A 12,610-nucleotide genomic window follows, 5' to 3' on the forward strand; every position below is an offset into this window, starting at 1 on the left:
CTGGGCTCCGCGGAGATCCGCGACGTGTTCCGCTCGTCCAAGGTCGGCAACATCTCCGGCTGTATCGTCCGGTCCGGCGTCATCCGCCGCAACGCCAAGCGCGGCTGCTGCGGGACGGGGCGGTCGTGGCGGACAACCTCACGGTCAGTTCGCTCAAGCGGTTCAAGGACGACGCGACGGAGGGCGATGCCGGTCGAGTCGCAGAAGGTCAGCTCGGTGAGATCAATCAGCAGGTATCGCTCACCGTCGGCGGCGAGCCGGTCGGATCGCGGCGTTGAGCTGGGGGGACGTGCTCATGTCGAGCTCACCGGCGAGTCGCACGCACGCCGGACCGCCGGCCCGCCGGGCGTGCGTGACGGTGAGCGTCAACCTGGGTCCCTCCCGCTCCCACCGCAGGCGGGGTGCTTGCAGTGCAGCAAGTATACGCGAGACGGGTCGCGACGCTCGGACGGCAACGGTCAGCGCGCACCTCCCGCCGCTGATGCGCGGGTCGGAGGACGGGGTGGCCCCCGGCCCTGGGACCAGGGGCCGGGGGCCGGGGAGGGTGGCTCAGGCAGCCGGGACCGGCTTTAACCGCGGGCCCGTCGACCGCAGTTCCTCCACCGCGGGCGGCTCCGCGTCCTCCGGTGGCTCGGAATCGGGCGTCTGGAAGAGATAGCGGACGAACTCCCCACCCGCCTCGTTGTCGTCCGCTCCGGGCCACTGTCCGACGGAGTCGACGCCGACCACCTCACGGCCGGTCCCGTCGGTCTCCTCCAGCAGCGCCCACAGGGTCACCGGGTAACAGCGGGTGTCCTCGGAGGCCAACTGCCACCGGGCGTACCAGCCGGGTCGGGCGGGGACGATCTCGACGATCCTCTTCATGACGACCTTCCCTTCCGCGTGCCTCGGAAGTCTTCCGGTCCACCCCGATCATGGGCCGCCGTCGGGTGAGCACCCCTCACCCCCAGCGGATGAAGCTGACGTCCGGCCTCCGCCGGGCGCCCGCCGGGGTCGTTTCCTTCCCCGCGACGGCGGGAAGGCGACCCGCGGAAACAGCGGTACCGACGAGGAACGAGGTGCGACGATGCGCAAGCAGATGGAGGGCGACAACCAGCGCCGACGGGCCCTGGCCCGGGAGGCCCGCGAGCGAGGTCGGCAGGCCAGCCAGACCGGCGCCAGCCTGAGCGCGTCCAAGCAGATCACCTCCCTGGACCGGGGGAGGCGGGCCGGCCGCCGCCCGCCGGGCGACACAAGCCAGACACCACCCGGGGCGGTCCCGCCCCGCCGCCGGCCGGCGTGCCGCAGCCCGCTCGGCCGCTCACTGAACCCGGCAAGGGCGCACCCGGGGTGACCACCCTCGGATACCGCGCCCTGGTCGACGACGTCTGCCGGCGGGCCGGGGTCGACTTCACCACGGCCAAGGTGGGCGCCGAGGCGACCGTGTTGGCGCTGGCATGGGCGTTGGACGAGGCGGCGCGGGAACGGCTGCTCGAGGCGGTGCCGATGAAGCTGCACGACGTGGTGCCGGTAGACGGCATCGAGCGGCACCAGGACCTGGCGGGCTTCCTCGCCGAGGTGGCCCGGATCAGCGGCCGCACCCCAGAGCAGGCGCGGTACCAGGCCGAGGCGACCCTCGCGGCGCTGGCCGACGCCGACAGCGACCTCGTCGAGTCGCTGCGCGTACCGGACGGGTTGCGGGAGCTGCTCGCGCCGCCGCCGGAGCCCGGCGGTCGCCTGGTGGGTCCGACGTCGGCCACGGCCCCACTGAACGAGCAGGAGCTGAGGGACGCGCTCAGCGGCCTGCGGTACTGGTCGAGCGACCGGCAGTCGCTGGTCCGTACGATCGAGCTGCCACCGGACAACCTGGACCGGGTGCTCGACCGGCTCGACCAACTCCGGACCGAGGTCGGCCGCGCCCCGCAGATCGGCCGGCCGGACCCGGACAGCGCCGTACTGACCGTGCGGACCCAACGGGTCGACGGGGTGACCGGCCTCGACGTCGACCTGGCCCACCGGGTCGACGACGCCATCGAGGAGGTCGGCGCCGGGATGAACGCCGGCTGAGCCGCCCGGGCCGGCGGGCGCGGCACCCGCCGGCCCGACCCGGCCGGCCGCCCACCGCCTGGGCTAGCGTTGCCGGCCATGGAGAGCGACGCCGACGACCTGGCGCTGGTCGTCGACCCGGCCCGACGGACCGGCCGTACGCTGCTCGCCGCCGGGGTCGCCCAGTCGTACGTGGACGTCGTCGACCCGCGCCACCTGCACTTCGAGTACGTCCGCCGGATGGCCGCCGTGATCGACCTGGCCGCCCCGCCGGGCCGGCCGTTGACCGCGCTGCACCTGGGCGGCGGTGCGCTCACCTTGCCGCGCTGGCTGGCCGCCACCCGCCCCGGATCGGCGCAGCTGGTCGTCGAGCGGGACCCGGCGGTCGTCGACCTGGTCCGCCGGGAACTGCCGCCGCCGCCCCCTGAGGTGGCCGTGGTGGTCGCCGACGCCCGGGACGCGGTGACCGCCGCCCCGCCCGGCCGGTACGACCTGGTCCTCGCCGACGTCTACCGAGCGGCCCGGATGCCGGGGCACGTGGCGAGCGTCGAGTTCGCCGCCGAGGTGGCCGGGGCGTTGCACCCGGACGGCGTCTACCTGGTCAACGTGACCGACCTCCCGCCGCTGGTCTTCTGCCGGGCGCAGGTGGCCACCCTGCGCGCGGTCTTCGCCGACGTGTGCCTGGTCGCCGACCGGCGGATGCTGCGCGGACGCCGGTACGGCAACCTGGTGCTCGCCGCCGCGCACCGGCCCGACCGCCTGCCGGTACGCCGGCTGACCGCCCGCGTGGCCGGCGACCCCGCCCCGGGCGGGGTGCTGCACGGCCTCGCGCTGGACGCCTTCGTCTCCGGCGCCCGCCCCGCCACCGACGCCACCCTCGCCGCGGACTGACCCGCGCCCCACCCGGCGCCCGACCGAGCGGATCCCGGCAAGCCCTTCCCTCCGGCGCGGCCCGGATCGGGCGTCGGGTTTTCCCGGAGCCGCGCCGGGTAGCCGCGCCGGATGAGCGACGCCCAGGACCGGTCCACCGCGCGCCGGGCGCTGATCGTCATCGGCCTGGTGCTGGTCACCCTGGTCGGGCTGGCCCTGGTCTGGGCCGCCCGACGGGTGCTGATCTGGACCCTGGTCGCGGCGTTCTTCGCGGTGGCCCTGAAACCGCTGGTCGACCGGCTGCAACGCGGCTGGGTTCGACGGCGCGCGCTCGCCACCCTGCTGGTCTTCCTCGCCGCGTTCGTCCTGCTCGGCGCCCTCGTCGCGGTGATCGTCCTGCCACTGGCCGGCGAGGTGGGCCGGTTCGCTGACCGGGCGCCGGAGCTGGTGCGGGAGGCCCGGGCCGGCCGGGGACCAGTGGGCGAGTTGCTGACCCGGTTCCGGCTGCGGGACTACGCCAACACCCACGCCGAGCAGCTCCAGCGGTACGGCTCGCGGCTGGGCCAGCCCGCCGTGGGGGTGGTACGGGGCGTGGTCCAGACCGTCGCCGGAGTGGTCACGGTGATCGTTCTGGCGTACCTGATGGTGCTGGAGGCCCCGAAGATCATCGCCGGCGCGCTGGCCCTGGTCGGCGACGGCGGGGCGGAACGGCTGCGCCGGATCGGCCGGGACTCCGCCCGCACCATCACCGGCTACCTCAGTGGCAACCTGCTGATCAGCCTGATCTGTGGCGGCCTGACCTTCCTGGTGCTGTTCCTCACCGGCGTGCCGTTCGCCGCGGTGATCGCCCTGCTGGTGGCCATCGCGGACCTGATCCCGCTGGTCGGCGCGACGCTGGGCGCGATCATCGCGGCGGGGGCCGGGTTCGCGCACTCCCCCACCGCGGGCGTCATCGTGCTGGTCTTCTTCGTCGTCTACCAGCAGGCGGAGAATCATCTGCTCCAGCCGGTGATCATGTCCCGGGCGGTCCGGCTGAACCCGCTGACCGTGCTGGTCAGCGTGCTGGTTGCGGCGGAGCTGGCCGGCCTGCTCGGTGCCCTGCTTGCCATCCCGGCCGCCGGGATCGCCCAGATCCTGCTCCGGGAGTTCGCCCCGAAGGGGCTGCGCACCGTGCCGTCACCCGCCACCGGCGCCGCCGAGCCGCCTGGCGGGGCGGGCAGGCAGGACGGATCCACCAGCAGGCCAGCGCCGTCGCGCGGCGCGCCGGACCAACCGCCGGCCGGCGGGCGGGCCCCCGAGACGGGCGGGGCCGGCGCCGCCGGCGGCGGCTGACCGTCGCTCAGGCCCGGCGCACCATCTCGGGCGACTCGCTCTCCAGCGGCACCGCGTTGGCCGGGACGAGGCCGAGCTGTACGGCGGGCCGGGACATGGTCGCGTCGAGCACCCAGTCGGCGCCCACCCGGGCCCGGTTTCCGGGCATGGCCAGCAGGTGGTAGCCGCGGGTCACCGCCTTGGCCGGCAGGCCGGACAGCGGCACCTTCAACGGGTTGGCCGCCGCGTCCTTGCCACCGAGGTCGACCACCCAGCCCAGGTCGTAGTGCTTGTACGGCTTCCGCTTGCCGTGCCCGTAGGAGGCGGCGATGTTGTGGGCGGCCAGCTTGCCCTGCCGCTGCGCGTGCTGGGCGGTCATCGCGCATATCTGGCCGGGCCGGGTCACGTCGGGCACGGCGGCCGCGTCGCCGCAGGCGTACACCTCGGGGTAGCCGGGGACGTTGAGGAACTCGTCCACCACCAGGCGGCCCTTCTCGGTACGCAGCCCCAGCTCCGCGACGAACGGGTCGGGGCGCACGCCGACGCACCAAACCAGGCTGCAGGTGGGCACGTACTCGCCGTCGGTCAGCATCACCCCGTCCGGGGTGGCCTCCGACACCGAGGTGCCCATCCGCACGTCCACGCCGCGTCGCCGCAGCACCCGGTCCGCGGTCTGCGACATCCGCTCGCCCAGCTCGGGCAGCACCCGGGGCGCGATGTCGAGCAGCATCCAGCGCGGGCGCACCGTCAGGTGCGGCCGCTGGGCGATCAGCCGGTCGGTGAAGAGCTGCCCGTGCGCGGCGACCTCCGTGCCGGTGTAACCGGCGCCCACCACCACGAAGGTGGTGCGCGCCCGTTGCTCGGCCGGGTCCTCGGACAGCTCGGCCAGCTCGATCTGTCGGACCACGTGGTCGTGCAGGTAGAGCGCCTCCGGCAGGCCGCGGAAGCCGTGCGCGTACTCGGTCACCCCGGGGATCGGCAGCAGCTTGTTGACGCTGCCGACGGCGAGGACCAGCCGGTCGTACGCCAGCTGGCCGCGGTCGCCCTCCTGCTGCCGGTACCCGACCCAGCGGTTCTGCAGGTCGACCCGGTCCGCCTCGCCGATCACCACCCGGACGCCGTCCAGGGTGCCCGACAGCGGCACCGAGATCCGGGTCGGCTCCACCACCCCGGCGGCGACCTCGGGCAGCAGCGGCAGATAGAGGAAGTAGTCGGTCGAGTTCAGCAGGACGATCTCCGCCCGCTTGCCGGCGAGCCGGCTCAACGTCTTCGCCGCGTGGTATCCGGCGAACCCGGCCCCCACGATCACCACACGAGGTTTCGTCATGCCCGCTCCCGTTCCCGTCGACACGCGCGACAAACGTAGCGATCAGTCCGGCGGCCGGTCCGGGTCCCGCGCCAGGCGGACGTACCCCTCCGTGCCGACGGCGTCGACGTCCCAGCGGTGGCCGAACGCGCAGACGCCGCGGATCTGGATCCGGCCGACCTCGGCCGGCAGCGCCGGCTCGGCGACCAACCGCCCGTCCGACGGGTGGAGCCCCAGCAGGGCGCGGACCAGGTTGAGCGGGGCGCCGGACGCCCAGGCCTGTGGGCTGCACGCGGTCGGGTACGGGAACGGCGAAGAAGGTCCGCTCGCGCTCGTAGCCGGCCATCGCCTCCGGCAGCCGGTCGCCGAACTCGGCGGCGGCGTCGAGCAGGGCGAGGGCGACCACGGTTGGCCTCCTCCCGGAAGCCGTACCGGGCCACGCCCAGCACGCTGATCGAGGTGTCGTGCGGCCAGACCGTGCCCAGGTGGTACCCGACCGGGTTGTACGGCGCGTCGTCCCGGCACAGGGTCCGGATCCCCCACCCGCTGAACATGCCGTCGGAGAGCAGTTGCCGGGCGAGCGCGGGGGCGCGTTCCTCCGGGACGATCCCGCTCCACAGCAGGTGTCCTCAGGTTGGACGTCATGGAGTCGATCTTGTTCTTGTCGCCGTCGGGACCCACGGCGTACGGGTCGGCGTACCTGGCCAAGCAGTTGAAGGCGGCCGGGGTCGACGGCGTTCGGGCGGTGGACCGGGACGGGCACCGCAGCCCGGTGGCCTTCCCGAAGCCGGGCAGCTGACCGCCGGCTCACCCGGACCGGGTGGGGTCGCCTCACCCGACGGCGGCGGAGGGTGGTGGGACCGCGAGAGAGGGAGGAAACGACATGGCGGTCCGGACCACGGTACGTCCCTCGCCGGAAGACGTCGTCCCGCTGCACCCGGCGCACGGCTACCGGCTGCGACGACAACGGCATCCGGTGGGGGTGCGCGGCGGGCCACGGCGCGCCCCGCGGGGATACCGCTTGGACGACTCCGAGCGGCACCGCGTACGCGCCGGCTACGAGTTGCGGGAGCGGCAGCTGGCCCGCGCCCTGACGGCGGCAGGCCGACAGCCCGGCGACGCGACGGAGAACCTGGTCGGGCAGCTCGAGCAGCGGATGGACGCGCTGGTGCACCGGGCGGGCTTCGCGCGCTCCATGGACGAGGCCCGGGACCTGGTCGCCCACAACACGTTCACGGTCGACGGCGGCAAGGTCAACCGGTCGTCGTACCTGGTCCGCCCCGGGCAGACCATCCGGGTGCGGCCGGAGCGGCAGTGCCGCGCCCCGGTCGCCTTCGCGGTCGCCGGGTACGCCGAGGGCGACGCCCCGCCGTACCTGGAGGTGCGGCCCGAGCGGTTCACCGCGACGCTGACCCGGGAGCCGCAGCGGCAGGAGGTACCGGTGCTGCGGGACCTCTCCCTCGCCGTCCATGAGGAACGGAGGACCGGGTCATGAAGCTGCCGATCCCGAACGACCGGCGGGTGCCGACGTACCTGCGGCAGAGCGGCCGCCCGGAGCTGACGCCCCGGCAACGGCGGCGCGTCGAGCACAAACAGGCGCGGCTGGAGCGCCTGACCGGGCAGCGTCCGCAGGCCCGCGGCCCGGGACGCTGAGCCGACATCCGGTGGCGGTCGCCGTACGGCGGCCGCCACCACGCTGTCAGGCGGGTTCCGGCGCGGTGATCGCCCAGCGCTCGTGGTCCCGCCACGCGCCGTCGATGAAGAGGTAGTCCGGGGAGAAGCCCTCCAGCCGGAACCCCAGCCGGCGGGCCAGGCGCTTGGACGGCTCGTTGCCGGGCTGGATGTTCGCCTCCAGCCGGTGCAGCCCCAGCCCGGTGAAGGCGTGGTCGAGCACCAGACCGATGCCGGCGGAGGCGTGCCCGGTCCCGGCGTACGGCAGGAAGGCGGCGTAGCCGAGGTAGCCCCCGCGCAGCGCGCCCAGCACGATGCCGCTGATGGTCGCGTACCCGGCGATCTCTCCGGTGGCCAGGTCGCAGAACAGGTAGCCCGAGCTGTCCCGCCCCCGGACCTTGCGCAGGTACGCGGCGTACTTCTCCGGATCGTCCGGGGCGGCGAGCCACGGGTGGTGCAGGTCCCGGCTGCGCCGGGCGGCGGCGAGGAACTCGCCCTCGTCGGCAGGGCGGGGGCGGCGGATCCCGACCCGCCCGTCGGTGCGCAGGTATCTCACGTGGCCACACTCTCGCCCACCGCCCCGACCGATGTCCAACCGGGGCCGCGGACCGGGCCGACGGCCGCTAGCGTGACCCGTGGACGACAGGAGGTCGATCATGGGTATGGCTCTTCTCGGTACGGTGCTGGCTCCCGCTTCGCCGCTGGGGACCACGGTGTCCTGACCCGAGCCACGCGGCGCCCGTCGCCGCCCGGCCCGCCGATTCCGCCCACCGCCGGCTCCGCCGCCGTGAGCGGGATCGCCTCCTCGACACCCGCCCCTCGCCGCGAAGCGATCAGGTGACCCGCCCCCGCGCGGGTCTTCCGTCATGGCGTGACCACGCCAACCCACATCGCTTCCGAGGGAGTTCCTCGTGCTTCCGGACAACCCGTCCGGGCGCCTCGTCGCGCCCGGACGTCAGACCCCTGCGCGGTGGTCGGCATGACCGCCACCGTCCCTACCGGCCGGCTCGGCCCCGACTTCCGCCGCCTCTGGACCGCAAACGCGGTCTCCAACCTCGGCGACGGGGTCACCATGGTCGCCGGACCGCTGCTGGTCGCCTCGCTCACCCGGGACCCGGCCGCGCTCGCCGCGGCGGTGTTCGCCCAGCAGCTGCCGTGGCTGCTCTTCGCCCTGGTCAGCGGGGCCCTGGTCGACCGGCTCGACCGGCGCCGGCTGATCGTCGGCGTCAACGTCGGCCGGGGCCTGGTGCTGGCCGCGCTCGCCGTCGCGGTGCTCGCCGGGCGGGCCACCGTGCCACTGATCTGCCTGGCGTTCTTTCTCACCTCGGTCGGGGAGACCCTGTCCGACGCGGCAGCCGGCGCGCTGCTGCCGTCGGTGGTCCCGCCGGAACGGCTGGAGCAGGCCAACAGCCGGCTCTTCGCCACCTTCGTGCTCGGCAACCAGTTCGCGGCCAAGCCGCTCGGGGCGTACCTCTTCGTCCTGGCCGCGGCGGCGCCGTTCGCCTTCGACGCGGCCACCTTCGGGCTGGCCGCGCTGCTGCTGGCGCTGCTGCGCTGGCGTCCGGTGCCCCCGACGGTGGGGGCACGACGGTCGGCGACCCCCGCCGGTCGTTGCGGGCCGACATCGCAGCCGGGGTACGCGCGCTCTGGGGCGTGCCGGTGCTCCGGACCCTCGCGGGCTGCATCGCGGTGATGAACGTGGCGTTCTGCGCGGCGTTCGCGGCGTTCGTGCTCTACGCCCGGCAGCGGCTCGGCCTCACCGAGGTCGGGTACGGGGTGCTGCTGACCGCCGCCGCGCTCGGCGGGCTGGCCGGCACGGCCCTGGCGCCCCGGCTGCGGGCCCGGTTCGGCACCCCGACGCTGCTGCGGGTCGGGCTGCTCGTCGAGGTCGGGCTCCAGGTGGTGCTCGCCACCACCCGGCAACCCTGGGTGGCCGGGGCGGCCCTGGCCGTCTGGGGCGTGCACACCATGGTCTGGGGCGTAGTGGTCGTGTCGCTGCGACAGCGACTGGTGCCGGACCGGCTGCGCGGCCGGGTGAACGGCGCGTACTCCCTGGCCGACCTGGGCGGGGCGGCCGTCGGCACGGCGACCGGCGGCCTGGTCGCCCAGGCGACGGGAAGCATCGTCGCGCCGTTCTGGCTGGCGGGAACGGCGATGGCGCTGCTCACCGCGCTGGTCTGGCGACGGCTGGCCGCCGCCGACGGCTGACCGGGCGCCGCTGGTGGGGGGCCCGTTCGGCCTCCCCACCGGCGGTCGCTGTGCCCTGGGTCACAACCCAACTGCCGCCTGACGGTCGCCTGGACGTCACGTCCACGTCGCCGCTGAGACGACTGGCTCCACCAGCGTGGGTCGCGCCGGAGACACCGGCCGACCAGCGGAGGACCAGCAGTGGGACAGGACGAGACGACGGCCGGACCGCGCCGCGGCCGGATCGTCATGCTCGTCGACAACAGGGTCGAGGGCGACTCCCGGGTGCAGAAGATCGCCCGCTCGGCCGCCGAGGCGGGCTGGGACGTCACGTTGCTCGGCCGGTCGCCGGACGAGGTGGAGCGCCGCTGGCAGCTCGGCGTCGCCGAGGTCCGGCTGCTGCCGATGCCGAACCCGCTGGACCGGCGCCGGCACGAGTTCCGCCGCTCCTGGCTGCGCTGGCCGCTGGCGTACCGGCCCGGTGGGATCGCCGAGCACCGGGCCCAGTGGGTGCGGGCCCGGCAGGCCGACCTGACCGTCCGCGCCGCGCTGCTGGAGCAGCGGGCCCGCGCCGGCGAGCTGGATCCCGGCCGGCTGCGCCGGGCCAGCCGGGGACTGCGGCTACGCGCGACGGTGGCCCGGCTGGTCGGCCGGTGGGTGTGGTTGCGGACGAAGATGCTGAACCGGGTCCGCAGCGGGCGGAAGTTCCGCAACCCGTGGGACCGGGCGTACACCCTGTTCTGGCAGGTCGTGCAGGGCGACCGCGCCTGGCGGCGGCTGGAGCCCGGGCTGTGGGACTACGAGCTGGCCTACGGCCCGGAGATCGACCGCCTCCGCCCCGACCTGATCCACGCCCACGACTTCCGGATGCTCGGGGTCGGCGCCCGCGCCAAGATCCGCGCTGCCGGGCAGGGCCGGCGGGTCGCGCTGGTCTGGGACGCACACGAGTTCCTGCCCGGCATCAAGCCGTGGCGCGACCACGCCCGCTGGCTGCCGGCGCACCGGGCGCACGAGCGGGAGTACGCCCCGCACGCCGACGCGGTGCTCACCGTCTCCGACGACCTCGCCGAGCTGCTGCGCCGGGAGCACCGGCTGCCGCGCCGCCGGCCGTACTGCTCAACGCCCCCGCGGCGGAGCACGGCCCGGTCGACGACGCGCCGCCGCCGGAGATCCGCGCCGAGTGCGGCCTCGACGCCGACGTGCCGCTGCTGGTCTACAGCGGCGCGGCCGCACCGCAGCGCGGCCTGGACACGCTCGTCGACGCTCTGCCCCGACTGCCCGGGGTGCACGTCGCGCTGGTGGTCAACCCCGCGCTGCGGTACGTCGAGCAGCTCGCTGCCCGGGCCGCCCGGGCCGGGGTGGCCGACCGGCTGCACGTCCTGCCGTACGTGCCGCACTGGCAGGTCGTGCCGTTCCTGTCCGGCGCGGACGTCGGGGTGATCCCGATCCACCGCTGGCCGAACCACGAGATCGCGCTGATCACCAAGTTCTTCGAGTACTCGCACGCCCGGCTGCCGCTGGTGGTCAGCGACGTGCGGACCATGGCCGCCACCGTGCGGGAGACCGGTCAGGGCGAGGTGTTCCGGGCCGCCGACGTCGACGACTTCGTCCGCGCCGTGGGCGCCGTGCTCGCCGACCCCGCCCGCTACCGCGCCGCGTACGACCGGCCGGGTCTGCTGGAGAGCTGGACCTGGCGGGCGCAGGCCGAGGTGCTGGACGGCGTCTACCACCGGCTGCTGGCGGACGCCGGACCGCCCTCGGCGCCCGACCCCGCGACGCCCGGCGCGCCCCTGCCCGACCGGCCGACCGCCCAAGGAGCGATCCGATGACCGCGCCCGACGTCAGCGTCGTCGTCCCCGTCTACAACACCATGCCGTACCTGCGGAAATGCCTCTCCTCGCTGCTGGAGCAGACCATCGGTCACGAGCGGATGGAGATCGTGGCGGTGGACGACGGCTCCGCCGACGGGGGCGGTCGGCTGCTGGACCGGCTCGCCGCCCGGCACCCCGGCACGGTCAAGGTGCTGCACCAGCCCAACTCCGGCGGCCCGGCCGCCCCCTGCAACCGGGGACTGGAACTGGCCACCGGCCGGTACGTCTTCTTCCTCGGCTCCGACGACCACCTCGGGCCGGAGGCGCTGGAACGGCTGGTCGCCGCGGCCGATCGGCACGGCTCGGACGTGGTGCTGGGCAGGGTGGTCGGGGTCAACGGCCGGCACGTCTTCTCCGACGTCTTCGCCGCCGGGAACGCGGTCGACGTGGACCTGTTCGACTCGGCGCTGCCCTGGGCCCTGGCGAACACGAAGCTGTTCCGGCGGGAGCTGGTCGACCGGCACGGGTTGCGCTTCCCCGAGGACATGCCGGTCCTCAGCGACCAGCCGTTCACCCTCGAAGCCTGCTACCGGGCCCGGCGCATCTCGGTGCTCGCCGACTACGACTACTACCACGCGGTACGCCGGCTCAACGCCCGCAACATCACCTACCACAGCCGGGTGTCGGCCCGGCTGGTCAGCGTCGAACGGCTCTTCGCGTTCGTCGCCGCGCTCATCCCGGCCGGCCCCCGGCGCGACGCGGTGCTGCGCCGCCACGTCGGGCTGGAACTGGCCAACCTGGTGGGCGACGACTTCCGCCGGCTGGACCGGGCCGACCAGGAACAGGTGCACGCGGTGGTCCGCCGGCTGGTCGACCGGTACGTCACCGACGACCTGCGGGACCGGCTCGACATCGAGGCCCGGCTGCGGCTCGGCGCGGTGACCGCGGGCGGCGTGGACGACCTGCTCGCCGTCATCGACCAGGACGCCGAACGCGGCGTCCCCCCGACCGTGGTCGAGAACGGCCGGTGGCACGCCGGCTACCCGGGCGCCTGGACCGGCGGCTGGGCCGACGTCACCGACGTCCGGGCCGACTGGCTGGCCAAGCTCGACACGGTCGAGGTGACCTGGCAGGGCGGGCTCACCCTCGCGGTGACCACCCGCAGCCCGTACCCCCGGTTCGCGGCCGAGGCCGGGCCGGTCCGGCTGGTCGCCGGGCAGCTCCCCGGCACCACCCTGCTGGACGCCACCGACCCCACCGGCCGGACCGTCCGCACCGACTTCCCGGTGGACCGGCTGCTGGCCGCCAGCGCGGCGACCGGCCAGCGGCACCCGGTCCGCGCCGAGCTGACCGGCACACACGGCCGGGGCAGCGCCCCGGTCCGCGCGCCGCGGCTGGCCACCGGCCGTCCCCGCCTGCTCCGGCACGG

The 12,610-nt window shown here is 74.9% G+C and carries 10 protein-coding genes and 4 pseudogenes; 10 read left to right on the forward strand and 4 right to left on the reverse strand.

Going from position 1 to position 12,610, the window contains the following annotated elements; translation table 11 throughout:
• Window positions 1-182, forward strand: a pseudogene (locus JNW87_RS25220) (translation initiation factor IF-2); the annotation flags it as partial.
• 367 nt (window positions 183-549) lie between these two features.
• Here JNW87_RS25220 and JNW87_RS25225 read toward each other — a convergent pair.
• Window positions 550-864 carry a hypothetical protein gene (locus JNW87_RS25225; RefSeq protein WP_109805318.1) on the reverse strand — a complete coding sequence of 105 codons (315 nt, stop codon included), beginning with the start codon at window positions 862-864 and terminating at the stop codon, window positions 550-552.
• Between the two features lie 202 nt (window positions 865-1,066).
• Here JNW87_RS25225 and JNW87_RS25230 point away from each other — a divergent pair.
• The 3 genes and pseudogenes from JNW87_RS25230 to JNW87_RS25240 all read left to right on the forward strand — a co-directional run bounded on the left by JNW87_RS25230 (window position 1,067) and on the right by JNW87_RS25240 (window position 4,227).
• Window positions 1,067-2,046 (forward strand): annotated as a pseudogene (locus tag JNW87_RS25230) (DUF2267 domain-containing protein).
• 78 nt (window positions 2,047-2,124) lie between these two features.
• The gene (locus JNW87_RS25235) at window positions 2,125-2,916 is read left to right on the forward strand and encodes a spermidine synthase (protein WP_109805316.1); all 792 of its coding nucleotides are present in this window, start codon (window positions 2,125-2,127) and stop codon (window positions 2,914-2,916) included.
• 111 nt (window positions 2,917-3,027) lie between these two features.
• On the forward strand, window positions 3,028-4,227 hold the full coding sequence (locus tag JNW87_RS25240; RefSeq protein WP_238454522.1) for an AI-2E family transporter: 1,200 nt from the start codon (window positions 3,028-3,030) through the stop codon (window positions 4,225-4,227).
• A gap of 7 nt (window positions 4,228-4,234) precedes the next feature.
• Here the strand turns inward: JNW87_RS25240 and JNW87_RS25245 are convergent, their stop codons facing one another.
• Together JNW87_RS25245 and JNW87_RS25250 are read right to left on the reverse strand one after the other, a co-directional pair.
• The gene (locus JNW87_RS25245) at window positions 4,235-5,533 is read right to left on the reverse strand and encodes an NAD(P)/FAD-dependent oxidoreductase (protein ID WP_109805314.1); all 1,299 of its coding nucleotides are present in this window, start codon (window positions 5,531-5,533) and stop codon (window positions 4,235-4,237) included.
• Between the two features lie 42 nt (window positions 5,534-5,575).
• Entirely contained in the window at window positions 5,576-5,722 is a 147-nt protein-coding gene (locus tag JNW87_RS25250; RefSeq protein WP_161557996.1) for a hypothetical protein, read from the reverse strand.
• A 433-nt stretch (window positions 5,723-6,155) separates the two neighbouring features.
• On the opposite strand from JNW87_RS25250, the gene JNW87_RS25255 reads away from it, so the two are divergent.
• From JNW87_RS25255 to JNW87_RS25265, 3 genes are all read left to right on the forward strand, one after another.
• Entirely contained in the window at window positions 6,156-6,311 is a 156-nt protein-coding gene (locus JNW87_RS25255) for a hypothetical protein (protein ID WP_161557995.1), read from the forward strand.
• An 84-nt stretch (window positions 6,312-6,395) separates the two neighbouring features.
• A complete protein-coding gene (gene rpsD / locus JNW87_RS25260; RefSeq protein WP_109805313.1) occupies window positions 6,396-7,007 on the forward strand; it encodes a 30S ribosomal protein S4 in 612 nt (203 codons plus the stop codon).
• Window positions 7,004-7,165 (forward strand): hypothetical protein, encoded by a 162-nt coding sequence (locus tag JNW87_RS25265; RefSeq protein ID WP_161557994.1) that lies wholly within the window; start codon window positions 7,004-7,006, stop codon window positions 7,163-7,165. Before rpsD ends, JNW87_RS25265 begins: the two co-directional genes overlap by 4 nt.
• Before the next feature lie 46 nt (window positions 7,166-7,211).
• Here the strand turns inward: JNW87_RS25265 and JNW87_RS25270 are convergent, their stop codons facing one another.
• Complete coding sequence (locus tag JNW87_RS25270; protein WP_236648501.1) at window positions 7,212-7,739, reverse strand: GNAT family N-acetyltransferase; 528 nt, start codon at window positions 7,737-7,739, stop codon at window positions 7,212-7,214.
• Window positions 7,740-8,162: 423 nt separating this feature from the next.
• Between JNW87_RS25270 and JNW87_RS25275 the strand changes: the two are divergent.
• The 3 genes and pseudogenes from JNW87_RS25275 to JNW87_RS25285 all read left to right on the forward strand — a co-directional run.
• Window positions 8,163-9,391 (forward strand): annotated as a pseudogene (locus JNW87_RS25275) (MFS transporter).
• A 228-nt stretch (window positions 9,392-9,619) separates the two neighbouring features.
• Window positions 9,620-11,199: pseudogene (locus JNW87_RS25280) on the forward strand (glycosyltransferase).
• The coding region (locus tag JNW87_RS25285; RefSeq protein WP_238454523.1) for a glycosyltransferase at window positions 11,196-12,610 on the forward strand (1,415 nt) is incomplete at its 3' end. The pseudogene JNW87_RS25280 and the gene JNW87_RS25285, both read left to right, overlap by 4 nt.

Origin of the sequence: Micromonospora sp. ATA51, from assembly GCF_016802855.1 — a bacterium.
GTDB lineage: Bacteria > Actinomycetota > Actinomycetes > Mycobacteriales > Micromonosporaceae > Micromonospora > Micromonospora sicca.

Coding starts and splice junctions, on each gene's coding strand:
- JNW87_RS25245 (WP_109805314.1), bottom strand. CDS start 5,533: ATGACGAAACCTCGTGTGGTGATCGTGGGGGCCGGGTTCGCCGGATAC.
- JNW87_RS25255 (WP_161557995.1), top strand. CDS start 6,156: ATGGAGTCGATCTTGTTCTTGTCGCCGTCGGGACCCACGGCGTACGGG.
- JNW87_RS25225 (WP_109805318.1), bottom strand. CDS start 864: ATGAAGAGGATCGTCGAGATCGTCCCCGCCCGACCCGGCTGGTACGCC.
- rpsD (WP_109805313.1), top strand. CDS start 6,396: ATGGCGGTCCGGACCACGGTACGTCCCTCGCCGGAAGACGTCGTCCCG.
- JNW87_RS25240 (WP_238454522.1), top strand. CDS start 3,028: ATGAGCGACGCCCAGGACCGGTCCACCGCGCGCCGGGCGCTGATCGTC.
- JNW87_RS25235 (WP_109805316.1), top strand. CDS start 2,125: ATGGAGAGCGACGCCGACGACCTGGCGCTGGTCGTCGACCCGGCCCGA.
- JNW87_RS25265 (WP_161557994.1), top strand. CDS start 7,004: ATGAAGCTGCCGATCCCGAACGACCGGCGGGTGCCGACGTACCTGCGG.